Genomic DNA, 15,644 nt, shown 5'->3' with positions numbered 1-15,644 from the left:
TGATTTTACAGAAAGAATAGCGTGTTTTTTCATTTTATGGGGTATTTTGTTTTATTAGCTTGATAGCGATGTGGCTGTACCCCTAAAAGGATTAGTTTTTGTACTAGCCCTTCATCAAATCTTTTAAATTACGTTCTTTCATTTCTTTATACCACTTCATTTTTTCTTGTCTTTGAATCGTTTTATGTACATCTGTAATAGTTGGAACGACATCATCACCCTTATAATGAAACGTTTTTCCTACTTTTTCGACAGGAAGACGAAAAAAACGCTTTAATGTTAAATATAATTTTGGTTCAAGTAATGTTGTAAAATACATCAATTCTTTTTCCTTCATATATTCTGCTAAGAAGAAGAGGATATTCTCTAACATTCCTTTGCCTCGAAATTCTTTTAGAATTGACAATTTATCAACTTCCATGACCGTTTCCAATTGACCTTTCAGCTGTTCGCATTTAGAAAATGGAAATACCTCATTTTTTATATTGTATTTCTTAATTTCTACACATCCAATGGCTTGACCATCTTTCCAAAAGATAAATTGGTCAGTTCCTTGAAAATATTCTAATTCATACCCTTTTTCATTCCAACACTCTTCCCAAATCCGGTTAAAAATCACTTTTTCTTGTTCTGTTTGGACTTTTGTATACATAGTTGTTCCCCTTTTTTCATGTTGTTTTTTGTATTATAAAAAAAGCACAATAAAAGTGCTTCTTGAAACCAATGTTGTAATAAAAGCATTCAGTTTAGTTACAATCCTTAGCGTACAAAAATCAAGGTGTCAGATGCCAAAAAATGTCTTAACGTGGGTTATATGTCATTTGGTTGGCGGGACCCCATAAAAAAGTGAAGGGAGTAACCCCTTCACTTTTTTAAAAAATATGTAATTTCTGAATACAAACTAATACTAGTTTGTATGGTAGCCGTTTGCTAAATAAACATAAATCATGCCAATTGGAGCAACAAGTGGTGCAAACAGATAAAGGGCCATTATTTTGAATATTTTCCACGTAATAACAAACGGTATAGACAAAGTAAGCTTGATATTCCCCATCATAGTGCTACTAAGGTCATCCCACACGATTGTTGCAAAAGGAAATAACACACCTGCTAATGAAGTATATACTACTGTAAATACTGGATTGGTAAAGCTATCGATGTTATACATAATTAAACCCGTAATAATAATTGAAATAATATATGATTTCACTAAATATTGAGTCTCAACGCCACTTAGCATTTTTTTAATAAAGTTTACCAATGTAATCTCTCCTTTCTTTAATAATTTAAAAAATCTCAACTTCAGATCTTTAACGAATTGAAAATCTCAACTTCATTATATTAATATATCTTTCGATAAAGATAAAGCGTTTTCTTACTAATTTTGTGTTTTTTTATTATATTTTTGTAAGATTTATAAAAAACAAAATAAAAAAGCAGAAAAGTATGCTTTTCTGCCTATTTTATAGTTTATTGAAATCCACTCACCAGAACTTCCACCACGGCTTTTTCTTCTCTTTCGCAGCAGCGACTTCATCCCGAAATCCCTGCATCTCACGTAGTTTTTGTTTTTAGGTAAATCTGGATAACCCCCAATAAATAGGAGGGGATAAAATGCTAGATCAAATCACTTGGGGAACGCCAGCCAGCTTATTATGTTTAGGATTCTTGTTTGTAGGGTTAGGAATCTTCTTAAGAAGTATTACGTCATATACAAAAAATAAATAAAAGTTCAAAAAAACACAAAAATTCCGTTTAGGGGATACTTTAAAATCTTAGATTGATTGGCATGGGGTACCACCACATCGCTATCAAGCTAAGAAAATACAACTCCCCCCAGAATGAAAATTTTATCCATTGTTGAATACTGATAAGATGGTTATGTTACCTGAAGACAATAGATTTATATCGCAAAATTTATATAAAAAAGATAAAATGGAAGAGTGTTTGAAATATTTGGATAAAAAGGGGCGAGATACGGTGAGTATAATTGAAAAAAATTTAAAGTTAGATATTAATCGTATTGTATTTATTGGTAGAACATTTGAGGAATACATTAAAATGTTTGATTTATCTCCTGAAAATTTAGAGAATATGAAAGTTTTAGATTGTGCAGGCGGAGCATGTTCTTTTACTGCACATGCCAATAAATTAGGTATTGATTCTACGTCTTGTGATATTGCTTATTATCATGAGGTAGTTGACTTGGAACAAAAAGGATTAGAAGACATTGAACATACTATAGAACATATGGAAAAAGCATCAGGAAACTATGTATGGGAGTATTTTTCGTCTATTGATGCATTAAAAGAAGAAAGAAGCCGTGCTTTAAAAGATTGTGTTCAGGATATGAGAGAAAATCCGCAACATTATCAGGCTGTTACTTTACCTGTTTTACCATTTGAAAATAAACAATTTGATATGACAGTTTGTGCACATTTGCTGTTCATGTATTCTGATCGTTTAGATTATCAATTCCACTTAAATAGTTTAAAAGAGTTGATACGTGTAACAAAAGGTGAAATTCGTATTTTTCCTTTAACAGATTTATATGGAAAGAAATATGATCAATTATCTCAATTGATGAATGACTTAAAAGAACATGTTCGTTCGATTGAAGAAGTAAAAGTATCTTATGAGTTTCAGAAGAATGCTAATCACATGTTAGTAATTAAGCTGAAGTAATAATGTAAAAAGAAATCTCTTTACATTTTCTTAGTTTTTTACTGCTACTGATGCGTTATGTACACAATACTTTTATAGATAGGGTATATAGCCCTTTTTTAGTACTCTTTAATAAAAGGGGGAGAAAGAATGGTGAAAGCAGTTATTTTCGATTTAGATGGAACTTTGTTGGATAGAGATAGTTCCCTTAAACTTTTTATTAAAGATCAATACACGAGATATATTAATGAACTAAAACATGTACCTGAAGAACAATATGTAAACCGATTTATTGAGTTAGATAATAAGGGATATGTTTGGAAAGACAAAGTATATGAACAGTTACTTCAAGAACATTCTATTACTAGTTTAACTTGGGAGCAATTATTAGAGGATTACATAAATAACTTTCAACATAACTGTATTCCTTTTTCTAACATGGAGTATGTATTACAAGAGCTTAAAAGTAGAGGGATTTTATTAGGCATGATTACAAATGGATTTACTGAATTCCAACTACTGAATATCCGCGCGCTAGGAATTGATAAGTACATGGATATCATTTTAGTGTCAGAACAAGAAGGGATAAAAAAACCTCAAGCTGAAATTTTTCTGAGAGCTTTAGCAAGACTAGATGTTAGTCCGGAAGAGAGTGTGTACGTAGGAGATCATCCAAATAATGATGTAATAGGAGCTCGGGATGTTGGAATGAATGCAATATGGAAGAAAGATACGTTTTGGGGGAATCCGTTTACAGATGAGCATGTAATTAATGATTTAAAAGAGTTGTTGCCTATAGTTAATACATTCCAAAAAGCTTAATGGAATTGAGCTGACAAAGATTATGTAAATATATATAACAGAAGTAATGATTAAACGGTTATATAAAGCTAAGGTTTTGCACTATCCATAAAGCAAAAAAAACGTTATTCTTTCTGTAGAATTATAGGAAAGGATGGCGTTTTTTTTGTCTGTTTCTGTGTCTGACGAATTACAACTATTTGCTCAAGAGATTCAAAGCTTTTTATCTCCAAATACCCTACGGAATCTTGCCAGAGATGTTGGTTTTGTACAACGAACCAGTAAGTACCAAGCAAAAGATTTAGTAGCTTTATGTGTATGGGTGAGCCAAAATGTAGCTATGACTTCTTTAACTCAGTTATCTAGCTGTTTAGAAGCATCAACAGAAGTACTCATCAGTCCTGAAGGACTGAATCAACGGTTTAATAAGGCGGCCGTCCAACTTTTACAACACTTACTAGCCGAACTACTAAGCAAAAAATTGGCCGTATCTATGCCGCTTTCTTCTCCATACACTTCTGTTTTCAAGCGTATTCGTATTTTAGATTCAACTGCATTTCAACTCCCGGATGTATTTTCATCGGTTTATCCAGGTGCAGGAGGCTGCAGCCATACAGCTGGGATAAAAATTCAACTTGAGTATGATTTGTTAAGTGGACAGTTCCTTCATATTCATACAGGTCCAGGTAAACAACATGATCGCACTTACGGCTCTTTGTGTGCCCCAACTGTGACAGCGAATGATTTATGTATCCGAGATTTAGGTTATTTTCATTTAAAAGACCTTCAATATATACAAGATAAAGAAGCCTACTATATCTCTCGTATCAAGTCGAACACACGTATGTATCAAAAAAATCCTAACCCTGATTATTTTCAAGATGGAAGAATTAAGAAAGGTACAGAGTATATACAGATAGATATAGAGACGTTAATGAACTCCCTTCAACCAGGACAAACGTGTGAAATAGCTGATGCTTATGTAGGAATGAATGATAAAGTGCCAGCTCGTGTAATTGTTCATCGATTAACAAAACAACAGCAACAAAAAAGATTACAAGATCAAGCTGTAAGAGAAAAAAAGAAAGGAATGAAGTATTCTCCTCGTAGTAAACGACTCAGTGGTATCAATGTATATATGACAAACACCTCTACAGATATTGTCCCGATGGGACAGGTACATGACTGGTATTCTTTGCGTTGGCAAATCGAAATTTTATTTAAAACGTGGAAGTCATTCTTTCAAATCCATCATTGTAAAAAGATAAAACCAGAACGATTGGAGTGCCATTTATATGGTCAATTGATTGCCATTCTACTCTGTTCTTCTATCATGTTTCAAATGCGCCAATTGCTCCTCATGAAGAAAAAACGAGAGCTTAGTGAGTATAAAGCCATATATATGATTAAAGACTATTTTCTTCTTCTATTCCAAACTATACAAAAAAACACCCAAGAGCTATCAAAGGTGTTACTTCGTCTGTTCAATCTCCTACAGCAAAACGGGCGGAAATCTCATCGATATGAAAAAAAAACGGTCTTTGATATATTAGGTGTCGTTTACAATTGTACCCTGTCTTATAATCAAGCCGCTTAATTCAAAAAAATGAAACCCGCTAGGGTTTATTTCGTATGCAAATCTTTCAATCAACTACACTTGCCCTTTAGAAAAAAGAAACAATCTCGTCTAAAATTGACTTTGCATAAGCTTAGCTTGATAGCGATGGGGTACCACCAGCATTTCGGAAAAAACCCACGCTAAGAGCATGCAAGATTTTATACAGTTTTTTGGATAATCCATTAACAAACGGGAGCCCTGAAACCCACGCCAGGATAGGAATGTATAAAAAAATGAATAGAGTCATAGAAAAAGAAAAAGGCAGATCCCCACTCTCACAAGGAATCCGCCTTTTTCTTGCTACCGATAATTTTATGTTATGTAAACTTGACATGTATAGCATATACATAATAATTCTGTATTGGACAATCATCCAAACATTTGATTTATTTTACTCATATACTAAGTGATATTATATACACAATGTAAAAGGAGTTTTTGATGTCTAGAAAAAATAGATGTTCATGTGACCATTTTCAGAAACCATTTCCTATAGCATTTCCTTGTTCTTTTCCAATTCCTGATTCGCAACTACCACGCATAAAAACTATTACTTTGACTGCTAATCAAACTACTGCATGTACGTCAGACCAAGGAAATAACACTTTGTTTTTTTCGGGTCAAGTATTGGTAAACGGGAATCCTGCTGCAGGAGAAATAGTCAGCTTTTCCTTTAGTAACCCCACTCTTGTTTTTATGGTTCCTCTTGCTGTTATTACTAACGCTTCAGGTAACTTTACCGCTGTATTTATAGCTGCTAATGGACCCGGAACAGTAACAGTTACTGCTTCACTTCTTGATTCCCCAGGAACAATGGCTAGCATTCCTATTACCATTATAGATTGTCAGTAATGGTTCTATTTTTACGGACCAAGTTAATTTTTAATAAGACTTGATTATGTGAATGAAAAGTCCTTTTAAAAAATCTGAAGGGACTTTTTTTTATGGGTTTCAAGATATGACTACTTATAATGATGCGTTATGTAAACCTGACATGTATACTATATACATTCAAAATTGAATTTAAGTAGGCTACTAGGCATACATCCAATCTAAGCTTTGACCCTGAGCATAAAATTAGTTATAAGTCTAATTTCAATAAGGAGTGAACCTCGAATCATGGTATATATACGACAAATGCCACTCTATGCCCAGAGTCCTTGGGGTCTTCAAAATTGTTTATTTCGATTTACGTATCTGCGGCTTAGAAACGGAGACAATTTCTGGTTTTTTTTGACGACTGTTGGGCACGAAAGAATTTATGGCTATAGGTTTTTCGGCGGAAGGTGGAATCATTATTCGGTTGCTATAAACGATATTGTTTCCTTCCATTGTTCTCCTCCGACTCCAACTCTATATTAAAACACTACGCCTGACCTTCGTAATCTGAACTAACTCATTAGATTTCCATCCCGAACATAAAGTGTAGAACTTCCGAGAACGAAAATTATGTGCACACGAAAGTCCCCCAGTTAAACAATCTGGAGGACTTTTAATAGTCTTCTAAATACATTAAATCCGGATAATAAAGGCTTATGTTAACTAGTTGTGTATATTATACTCAATCAAAATTTTACTAGGGGGAAGAGTCCAATAAGCTCTTTTCCACTATTACTAAGTAAATGGACTATACAAAGATGATGGAAAAAACCTTCTACGTTTTAATAGAAAGCTTCTTTCTTTTGTTCGAGCACTTTTTTGAATTTTATATAGCAAACAATTCGCCACGGAACAATGTAGCAAATGATAAAGGTGAAAAATAACAGACTAAGTGTACCTGAATCGACTGTCGTAATGTCTTGTCGGATAAAATAACGTAAAAGGAGCATTAGAATAAAAGCCACGACAAACTTCCAGCTTTTCTTTGCGTAAATGTTACCATCCTCTCTAATTTCGTAATCTGACAAAATGATAATAATCACCGAAAAGACAAGCCCTAAAACAACACTTACGCATAATTCAAAAAACGTCGGGTGCCCTAATCGGAGAAAAAATGAAAGTCCCGGCGTTAAGTAAAAAAGTGGCAAGAATATTCGCACCCCACTTCCCTTGACTGGTTTATACATCGAACGAATCCTACGTAGTAAAATGAGCGTGCCAAAAAATAAAAACAAATAAGACGGCATAACAGTTTGCATACACATCCCCCTTTTGATAGTCTTCTGAATACCAATATACATATTATTCCATGTAACTGTAAATACATTTGTTGTATATTATGTATTTCAATTCATCAAGAAGAGGGAGAGAGGCTGGTCAAGGTAGGAGTAATTCCAAATCTATAAAGCAAAAAAGATTAGTATTTCATTAATCTTTTTTGCTTTCGGTTAACTAACGATAGCTAATTTTACGTTAACTAACACCTCTTGTGGGGGCTAGTTGTTTTTTACAGTAACAAAGATGAGATTGCATTGTTAGAAAATGTCTAAGTGTATAAAATTCGCGTTTTCATACCATAGAATTGTATGATGAATCATTTAATATATTTTTGCTAATGACGCTTTATCATACTTTTACTTTACATAAATAGCACCTTAGAAATGTCTATGATTAATGGGAATAACCTATACAAAGTTAGTTCATACACCCTTACTTATCGGTAGCTAAATTCCATTAATGATCCAAAAGGATTTATGAAATAAAAAGATGAATATATATTTAAATACAAATTCGATCTAAAGAAAAGTGATAAGAAGAAATGCTAGGGAAATCACTTCAAATTAATTACACCAAACATCCCCATCCGAAAAAACTTGAGAAACATTTATCAGCAAACTTTATAGACCGAATAAAAAAGCAAGCAATTCCAGCGATCCGCTAAAACTACTTGCTCTTTTACTTATTATCTCTATTTTTACTCTTTAATAAATTCCTTCGTGCTTCTCACAGTATCAATCGGACGAACTAATTTTTCAATTTCTGCGCGCTTTGGCTCTAAGAATGGAGGTAAAGATAACTTTTCTCCAAGTGTTTCGTATGGTTCATCTCCCATAAAACCAGGTCCATCTGTCGCAAATTCAAATAAAATTTGCGGTGCAACTCGTGCGTATAATGACTCGAAGAAGTGACGATTTACATAACCAGATGAAGGAAGTCCAACGCTACCTATTCTCTCAATCCATTCTTCTAATACAGCACGATCTTCTACGCGGAATGCGGCATGGTGCACTGTACCAAAACCTTGTTGTGCTTCAGGAAGAACCGTATTATGTTCTACAATGACAGAGGCACCATTTCCACCTTCATTCACTTCAAATAAATAGAATTCTCCTTCTTGAGCAGTCTCTTTAAATAATAGAACTTTTTCTAGTACTTCTTTGAAGTAACTAAAGTTCGCAATACGAATGAATACAGGTCCTAAACCAGTAATTGCATATTCTAATGGAACTGGTCCGTTTTTCCAAGGTGTACCAGATTCTATCCCTTTATCAAATTCATCTGAGATTAATTGATAGTGTTGATCATCAAAATCAACGAAAGAAAGAGTTTTCTTACCAAATTGCTCCTTAATGCCTGTATGTTTCACTTCAAGACGGTCAAAACGTTTCACCCAATACGCTAATGCTGCATCACTTGGAACTCTGAATGAAGTTTTTGAAATTTCATTTGTACCGTGTACCCCTTTCGGAACGCCTGGGAAATCAAAGAAAGTCATATCCGTTCCGGCACTACCTTTATCATCTGCAAAGAATAAATGGTACGTTTGAATATCATCTTGGTTTACCGTTTTTTTAACTAAACGCATTCCTAAAACATGAGTGAAAAATTCATAGTTCTTTTCTGCACTACTTGTAATTGCTGTAACGTGGTGTATTCCTTTTAATTGGTTCATTATATATTCCTCCAATAGTCTGAATTTGTATTTAACTGTTTTATTTTTGCTCGCTGTTCAACGTAGCAATTGTTTATAAAAGTAATTACCTCATTTTACTAATCAAGTGATAACTAAGAAAATAATTTAATGTGTGAAACGATTCATGCGAAAGTAATAATTCCTTTCGTTACTATCACTTTACAACTCAAGTGATAAAAATGCAAGTGATTTATCTCGAATTCGAGATATTTTTTTACATCTCGTTATTTACTTCATACAAAAACAGCCCCATCAAGTTTTTTAACACTTAATGAGGCCATCCTATTTACAATTTTAATTATGGAACGTCGGTTTATAGAACGAACGGTTATCAAGCGCAAAGACACGTTCTGTGTATTCGCCTGGTTTTGTGCGTCCTAATGCGCGGTCCATCATGTTCATTTTTGCATCTAAGTTGTCGATGTAATGCAGAATTTCTGCTTCTTTTACTAATGGAGGTTTTGGGCTACCCCACTCTGCTTTTCCGTGGTGAGAAAGAACGATGTGCTGAAGGATCAACACTTCTTCTGCATCGATTTGTAATTCATCTGCTGCTTTACCAATTTCGTTCACCATGATAGAAATGTGGCCTAGTAAATTTCCTTCTAACGTATACGTTGTAGAAATTGGGCCAGATAGTTCGAATACTTTACCAAGATCGTGTAAAATAACGCCTGCATAAAGTAAGTCTTTATCTAATGATGGGTATAGAGCCGAGATAGCTTTCGCTAAATCTAGCATCGATACAACGTGATAAGCTAGTCCAGATACGAACTCGTGATGATTTTTCGTCGCTGCTGGATATTCTAAAAACTCATTTTGATGCTTATTTAATAAATGTCTTGTTAGACGCTGGATGTTTGGGTTTCTCATTTCAAATATGTATTGCGTAATTTTCTCAACCATATCTTCTTTTTTTATTGGAGCTTTTTCTACAAAGTCTGAGATGTCCGTTACTTCATTTTCATTCGCAACACGAATTTGTTTCACACGTAATTGAATACGTCCTTTATAGTTTAGAATATCTCCAGCTACTTTAACGATCGTTTCTGCTACATATTGTTTCTCAACTTCTGGTGATACATCCCATAATTTCGCTTCAATATCTCCACTTGGGTCTTGTAAGATTACTGTTAAAAACGGCTTTCCATTACTTGCGAGACCTTTTGTCGCTGTTTTAATTAACAAGAAAACATCGACTTGTTCACCAACTTCATATTCTGCAATTTTCTTTTTCATTCGAATTCCTCCACCAAATCAATTACTTTTAGTATAGCATATTACAACTCATTTTCTTTACGCATATGCGTTAATTTTATAATCTGTTTCTCTGTAAAGAACGATAGTAAATGGGCATGACATGTAAAGAAGATTACTTGTCTATCTTTTGCGATTTCTTTTATAAGTTCAATCGTTCGATTCGTCCTTACCGCATCAAAGTGCACGAAACTATCATCAATAATAAATGGATAATCATGCTCAAATGTTTTCGCGAGTGCAAATCGTAACGATAAATATAACTGCTCCGCTGTTGCCTGGCTCAGTTCATGACTGTAAAAACGCATACCATCGTTACGTTCCACAATGAACGGATCCGCCTCTGATGGCGAAAAGATTTTACTATATCTCCCGCCCGTTAAATACACAAAGTACTCTTCGGATTTTTGTAAAATACGCGGCAAATGCACCTCATGATAATATTGCTTCGTTTTCGTTAACACTGTCTTTGCCGCAGCATATGCAGCCCACTTCTTCACTTGTTCACGCACTTGCGCTTTTTTCATTTCCCACTCATGTAGTAAATCACCGTACGTACTACCTTCTTCTAAATTCGCAATTTCCATACGATGTTTTGCAATACGCTCTGTTAATTCTTTCTCTTTCGTAAGACAGTTTTGCGCGACTGTAATTTCTTGCTTTAATTTTTCATCATAACCGTCAGCCTCATAATGCTCAGCTAATGATAAACTCGTTAAGCGCTGTTCTAACAGATCAATTTGCGGTAATAAACGCCCCACTTGCTTATCAGCATCTTCACGTTTTCCTGCCAATCTTCCCGCTTCTAAAAACATCTCTTCATCTGTAGATTCTGCAATATGCCATAAACTATCTCGTTCTACTAGTAGCTGTTTCAATTGCTCTTGCATGAACTCGAATTCTTCTTGCCATTCTGCCAATTTCTCTTTTAGCTGCTTATAAGTTTGGCGCTTTTCTTTCTCATTTTGCATACGACTTTGCGCCTCATGCAAATTACTATACTCTGTACTACCGATAACAGTTTCTAGTTTATGTTCAAAGTGCGAAATCATTTCATACAATGAAGATTTTCGCTTACTTTGCTTCTCTAATTCACGATATAATTGCTGCATTTTTTCAATACGCTCAAACGCTGGCAATATGTGTGCATACGTATAAAATTCAGGGAACATATAGCGCGTTTTATACGCATCTACTTGTTCTCCCATATGGAAAGTTTCTCTCTCCCATTCTTCATAAGATGAAACGACTTTATCATACGCACGTTCCATTTGCTGTAATTTATAAGACTCTCGCTCAAATAACTTTCGAATCTCTTCATCTTTTTCTAACTGATAACGAACAGACATCGCTTCTTCACTTTGACGCCCGCCAGCACTTTGCTGAAGAGTAAGAAACTCTTCTTGTAATCCACCCGAAGGATCTTTATATAAAACGAGAGCAAGGACAATCCCTACAAAAACAATAACACTAATAAATAACAGCACGCGGTTATCTATAAATAGACTCGTGAATAAAATGCCTGTGTTAATAAGAAGTAACAGAAGACAAACTCTTTGCCACTGCTTTTTCTTTTGTTTAGCCGCTCCTGCTTTTTCCTCATACTTGCGCTTCATTCTCTCTGCGCCCATACCGATAAACGCCGCATCTTGAAATGATTTTTCTTTCTCAACTAACGTATTTCGTTCTTCATCAGCTAACATTTGCTGGCTTATTTGTTTTATATTTTCTTCTTGCTCTTCTAATTGCTCTTGAGCCGTTTTAAAACGTTCATCTAGTTGTGCTTTTTGCGTTTCTAATTCGCGCGCTTTTTGCACCGTTTGCGTAATTAACTCTTTCGTTGCTAAACTCATATCAAACGAAAGAACTGTTTCTTTTTCAAAAGTAGCACCAATTTGTTGCTCTAGCTCTGCGATTTCTTCTTTTATATTCGCAATACTTCCCGTCACATCACGCATTTCTTGGCGTGCGTTTTCGTAAGACAAATGCTGCATACGAAGTTCTTCTACGTAACTTTCTTTTTGTAAAAATGCTTCATCTATTTCTGTGGAATCAATTTCTGATTGCACTGTTTCTATCTTCTTTTGAAGTGAATCAACTTGTACTTGTAGCGGTTCAATCTTTGCCTTTACCGCCTCATAGCGCGCCATTCCATTTACAGGAAACTGCCCGTTCTCGCTTTTCAACACTTTCTCATGCGCATGCTTTTCAATAACGAGAGGTTCAAGTGCTGCTAATATTTCATAGTCTTGCTTTCGTCTTTCTGCACTCTCTTTTTCCGCACGAACAGAAGCAAGTTTCTCTTCACCTTCTTTTAACTGCTCGACCTGTTTTTCATACGTGCCAATCTTCCCTTGCCACTCTTTCATCTTTTCCTCAATTTTCTTCATCTCTTGCAGTGACACGTTAATTTCGGGATTACGACCACTCGGCTTAAAACGCTGATTCATTTCTTTTTCTAACTTTTTATCTAACTGTAATAATGCATCACTTCCGACTGCACTGGCAGAAAATAAATAATTACCGATATCCGCTTCGCCGAGCTGATGAATATTTTGAAGACCATGCATATCAAATGAAAAAACAGAATCAAATAAGCTTTCATTCACACCGCTTAATATATCGTTTAAAATATCCTCGCCGCCAGTTTTCCCGTCTTCAAAATAAACGGTCACTTCACCAGATGCTGTTTTCGGCAAACGCTCAATTTTCAAACGGCCGTACTTCTCTGTTTGCACAGTAATCGCGCCGCCATACTTCCCGCCTTCTTTCGGTTCATAACGGCGCTGTCCTCTCGTCGGAAAACCGAATAAAATACTTTTCATAAATGAGCGAATTGTCGATTTTCCCGCTTCATTTTCACCATACAACACCGTCAGCAATGAAAGATCCATTTCCACATTTTCTAGTTTTCCATAGCCATAAATATGGAGTTTTTCAATTCTCATTTTTTATCCCTCTCTTGCTGGAATAATTGCTCTAAAATAATATTTTCCGCTTCCTTTTGAATCTCTTTCTTCTCTTCTTCCGTAAAAGATTCAATATTATTACGCGCTACAGGAGATGTCCAAATCGTGCGTAACACCCCGTCCATATTTGTAAAAGCTTCTAACTCTTTTAGCACACTACCGACAAAATGATTTTCCTCTTTCAAACGCTCGATTTCCGCAAAAGAAACCGTCTCATTTTTCCACTTCATCGCATATACGAAATTTTTTCGCTCTTCGCCAGCTGCTAAAATATGAAAAATCTCTTCCACACGCTTTTCATCTCGTAAATAAGGAGAAAGTGGCCCCTGCCCTGTAAATACGAACGTTAAAAGCGTGCCTTCCTCTTCTCTTCTGCATTCATTCATCGTGGTTGACGCTGCCGTCATAAGTTCATCAACAGTTTCAAGTCCATCAATATTCACTTCTATCTCATCCCACACAACATCAGCCGTATGGAAAAATGAACAATGCGATCCTTGTTTCGTGAGTTCAATAAGGTATGCACCCTTCTCGCCCATTTCCTTACGATGACGACCTTGTATATTACCTGGATAAATAATGTACGGCTCTTCCGATAAAATTTCACGTTTATGTATATGGCCAAGAGCCCAATAATCAAACTGCTTTTCTTTCAGCTCACGAATTTGAAACGGTGCATAGCGATTATGCTCTGCATCCCCTTCCACACTTCCGTGAAGCATTCCAATATGAAAAGGAGCATCACTCATTTTCGTATACTGCGCTGTCATATTATCCGTTACCGCTTGCTGCAAATAACTGAACCCATAAATAGAAGCTAACAATTCACCATTTTTATAAAACGACTTCTCTTCTACATAAGGCTCGGTAAATACATGAACATTTTCCGGAAACTCAATCGCTGCCCAGCTTCCGCCTAAATGATCATGGTTACCGTGAATAATAAAAACGGGAATATCGTACTGCGAAAGTCTCTTCATTTGCTCACGCACAAACACTTGCGCCCTCAAACTTCTCGTCTCCGCATCATACAAATCCCCGGCTAGTAATACGAAATCAACGCGCTCTTGAATCGCTTTATCAACAATACGCTCAAATGATTCAAATGTACTTTGCTTCATTCTTTCCCAAACAGACGATGGTACATTCATTTCCATCCCTTTAAACGGACTATCCAAATGCAAATCAGCCGCATGTATAAACTTCACTTGTTTCACTAATAACGATCCTTTCTATATTTCAAAAGTTTCATTTTATCCGCATGAACACAAGCAATAAATGCTCAATTGGTGAAAACTAGTAATAAGCGGGAGATAAAAAATCCCCCCACCTATTAAAGTTTCACCTTATTGTAACACGCAATGTCACATATTTCTTTGCATATTCTATTGATTTGTGACAAAATAGTTATAAGATTCTGATTTTAATTATTGGAGGGAATTTTCATGGGAGTATACGTTCTAACAGTCTTTGAAAAAGATGGTTCAAAAGCATTAGACGAATCATTCGAGGCGGCAACTGAAAAAGAAGCGAAAGCAAAAGGTGAATCTCTTTTACACGAAAAAGGATTGTACGAAAAAACACATCGTTGCACATCTTCTGCAGGCAAGCTCGTTTTATTCCAACGCTAAAAAAAGAAGCGTCATCCGCTTCTTTTTCACTCTACTATATCTTCGTCACACCACGTAAACACCACATCTAGAATGCGATTACCGATACGTACGCGTTTATTCCATTTACCTGTTTGGATCTGATGTTGCAATTCCGCTTTCATCTTTTCCGTCCAGTCGTGAATCGTTTCACTACCGTTATATGGATATACGCCTGGAAACTCTTCCTGCAGAAGGTGCAAACTCTCTACATCAAAATGAAAATGGAAGAAGTAGTTTGCTGTAAGCGATGGTTCTTGCAATCGTAAAAAATGATCATCGATTTGCTTTCTATTTCTATAGAAAGTAAAGATATTCACTTTACCGCTCGTAATCTGGTCAATTTGAATTTCGTGCTTCTCTATAATCACGTCTTGCCCACCTCGTTGTATACTACCTTTAGTATATATGTCTTTTGCAACAAAGTTAACCATTTTCGCGCGAAATTCATTTCCTTCATTATATTACCTGTACCTCCAAGTACAATCAGGACAAATAAAAAAGTTGAAGGGGAGCGATCACATGTATTTCGGAAGCAAAGGTTGGTATGTAAAAGAACTTAAAAAATTAGGTATTCGTACTTACGAAGGTAAAAAACCAGAATCTTATCGTACGCATATTTTATCTAGTTTACTTGAGAGAATGAAGAAAGCTTCGGCTTAATAGAAATACAAGAAGCTACTTTTAAAGTGGCTTCTTGCTTTATAATGAAAAAAATTAATATCCTTTCATAGCCTCAATGAACAACATTCTCTTCCATATATATTTTAATTATTTTTTATTTCTTTCTTTAATCTTCTCAACTTCATTTTTTATATCCTCAGATACAACTA

At 35.3% G+C, this 15,644-nt stretch carries 14 protein-coding genes and 1 pseudogene; 5 read left to right on the top strand and 10 right to left on the bottom strand.

The features are described from left to right. Positions 1 to 103: 103 nt before the first annotated feature. The 3 genes and pseudogenes from KI356_RS20240 to KI356_RS28720 form a co-directional block, all read right to left on the bottom strand. Positions 104 to 652: a GNAT family N-acetyltransferase gene (locus tag KI356_RS20240; protein WP_212936266.1), complete on the bottom strand. Its 549-nt coding sequence runs from the start codon at positions 650 to 652 to the stop codon at positions 104 to 106. Positions 653 to 907: 255 nt separating this feature from the next. Continuing rightward, positions 908 to 1,261 carry a hypothetical protein gene (locus KI356_RS20235; RefSeq protein ID WP_238486211.1) on the bottom strand — a complete coding sequence of 118 codons (354 nt, stop codon included), beginning with the start codon at positions 1,259 to 1,261 and terminating at the stop codon, positions 908 to 910. Positions 1,262 to 1,484: 223 nt separating this feature from the next. After that, positions 1,485 to 1,559 (bottom strand): annotated as a pseudogene (locus tag KI356_RS28720) (DUF3967 domain-containing protein); the annotation flags it as partial. Positions 1,560 to 1,980: 421 nt separating this feature from the next. Between KI356_RS28720 and KI356_RS20230 the strand changes: the two are divergent. From KI356_RS20230 to KI356_RS20220, 3 genes are all read left to right on the top strand, one after another. After that, positions 1,981 to 2,685, top strand: coding sequence for an SAM-dependent methyltransferase (locus tag KI356_RS20230; RefSeq protein WP_161520301.1), 705 nt, complete (start codon positions 1,981 to 1,983; stop codon positions 2,683 to 2,685). Between the two features lie 129 nt (positions 2,686 to 2,814). Beyond that, a complete protein-coding gene (locus KI356_RS20225; RefSeq protein WP_173601994.1) occupies positions 2,815 to 3,486 on the top strand; it encodes an HAD family hydrolase in 672 nt (223 codons plus the stop codon). Positions 3,487 to 3,631: 145 nt separating this feature from the next. Further along, complete coding sequence (locus KI356_RS20220; RefSeq protein WP_212936265.1) at positions 3,632 to 5,062, top strand: IS4 family transposase; 1,431 nt, start codon at positions 3,632 to 3,634, stop codon at positions 5,060 to 5,062. Positions 5,063 to 5,703: 641 nt separating this feature from the next. On the opposite strand, the gene KI356_RS20215 is transcribed toward KI356_RS20220, so the two are convergent. From KI356_RS20215 to KI356_RS20190, 6 genes are all read right to left on the bottom strand, one after another. Beyond that, positions 5,704 to 5,919 carry a hypothetical protein gene (locus KI356_RS20215; protein ID WP_212936264.1) on the bottom strand — a complete coding sequence of 72 codons (216 nt, stop codon included), beginning with the start codon at positions 5,917 to 5,919 and terminating at the stop codon, positions 5,704 to 5,706. Positions 5,920 to 6,744: 825 nt separating this feature from the next. Beyond that, positions 6,745 to 7,221, bottom strand: coding sequence for a cytochrome c biogenesis protein CcdC (locus KI356_RS20210; protein WP_212936263.1), 477 nt, complete (start codon positions 7,219 to 7,221; stop codon positions 6,745 to 6,747). Between the two features lie 716 nt (positions 7,222 to 7,937). Then, positions 7,938 to 8,915 carry a ring-cleaving dioxygenase gene (locus KI356_RS20205; protein ID WP_212936262.1) on the bottom strand — a complete coding sequence of 326 codons (978 nt, stop codon included), beginning with the start codon at positions 8,913 to 8,915 and terminating at the stop codon, positions 7,938 to 7,940. A 315-nt stretch (positions 8,916 to 9,230) separates the two neighbouring features. Continuing rightward, on the bottom strand, positions 9,231 to 10,175 hold the full coding sequence (yhaM, locus tag KI356_RS20200) for a 3'-5' exoribonuclease YhaM (protein WP_002150118.1): 945 nt from the start codon (positions 10,173 to 10,175) through the stop codon (positions 9,231 to 9,233). 41 nt (positions 10,176 to 10,216) lie between these two features. Next, complete coding sequence (locus KI356_RS20195) at positions 10,217 to 13,141, bottom strand: ATP-binding protein (RefSeq protein ID WP_212936261.1); 2,925 nt, start codon at positions 13,139 to 13,141, stop codon at positions 10,217 to 10,219. After that, a complete protein-coding gene (locus KI356_RS20190; protein ID WP_212936260.1) occupies positions 13,138 to 14,379 on the bottom strand; it encodes a metallophosphoesterase family protein in 1,242 nt (413 codons plus the stop codon). The genes KI356_RS20195 and KI356_RS20190 overlap by 4 nt, the downstream gene beginning before the upstream one ends. A gap of 228 nt (positions 14,380 to 14,607) precedes the next feature. Between KI356_RS20190 and KI356_RS20185 the strand changes: the two genes are divergently transcribed. Then, on the top strand, positions 14,608 to 14,793 hold the full coding sequence (locus KI356_RS20185; RefSeq protein WP_212936259.1) for a YhzD family protein: 186 nt from the start codon (positions 14,608 to 14,610) through the stop codon (positions 14,791 to 14,793). 26 nt (positions 14,794 to 14,819) lie between these two features. Here the strand turns inward: KI356_RS20185 and KI356_RS20180 are convergent, their stop codons facing one another. Beyond that, positions 14,820 to 15,182, bottom strand: a complete 363-nt coding sequence (locus KI356_RS20180; protein WP_212936258.1) for a hypothetical protein — start codon at positions 15,180 to 15,182, stop codon at positions 14,820 to 14,822. A 151-nt stretch (positions 15,183 to 15,333) separates the two neighbouring features. On the opposite strand from KI356_RS20180, the gene KI356_RS20175 reads away from it, so the two are divergent. Continuing rightward, the gene (locus KI356_RS20175; protein WP_212936257.1) at positions 15,334 to 15,474 is read left to right on the top strand and encodes a YflJ family protein; all 141 of its coding nucleotides are present in this window, start codon (positions 15,334 to 15,336) and stop codon (positions 15,472 to 15,474) included. Positions 15,475 to 15,644 lie beyond the last annotated feature (170 nt).

It is taken from the genome of Bacillus hominis, assembly GCF_018332515.1.
GTDB lineage: Bacteria > Bacillota > Bacilli > Bacillales > Bacillaceae_G > Bacillus_A > Bacillus_A hominis.
The sequence above is the reverse complement of the archived record's forward strand: the minus strand, read 5'-3'. Positions and strand labels throughout refer to the sequence as shown.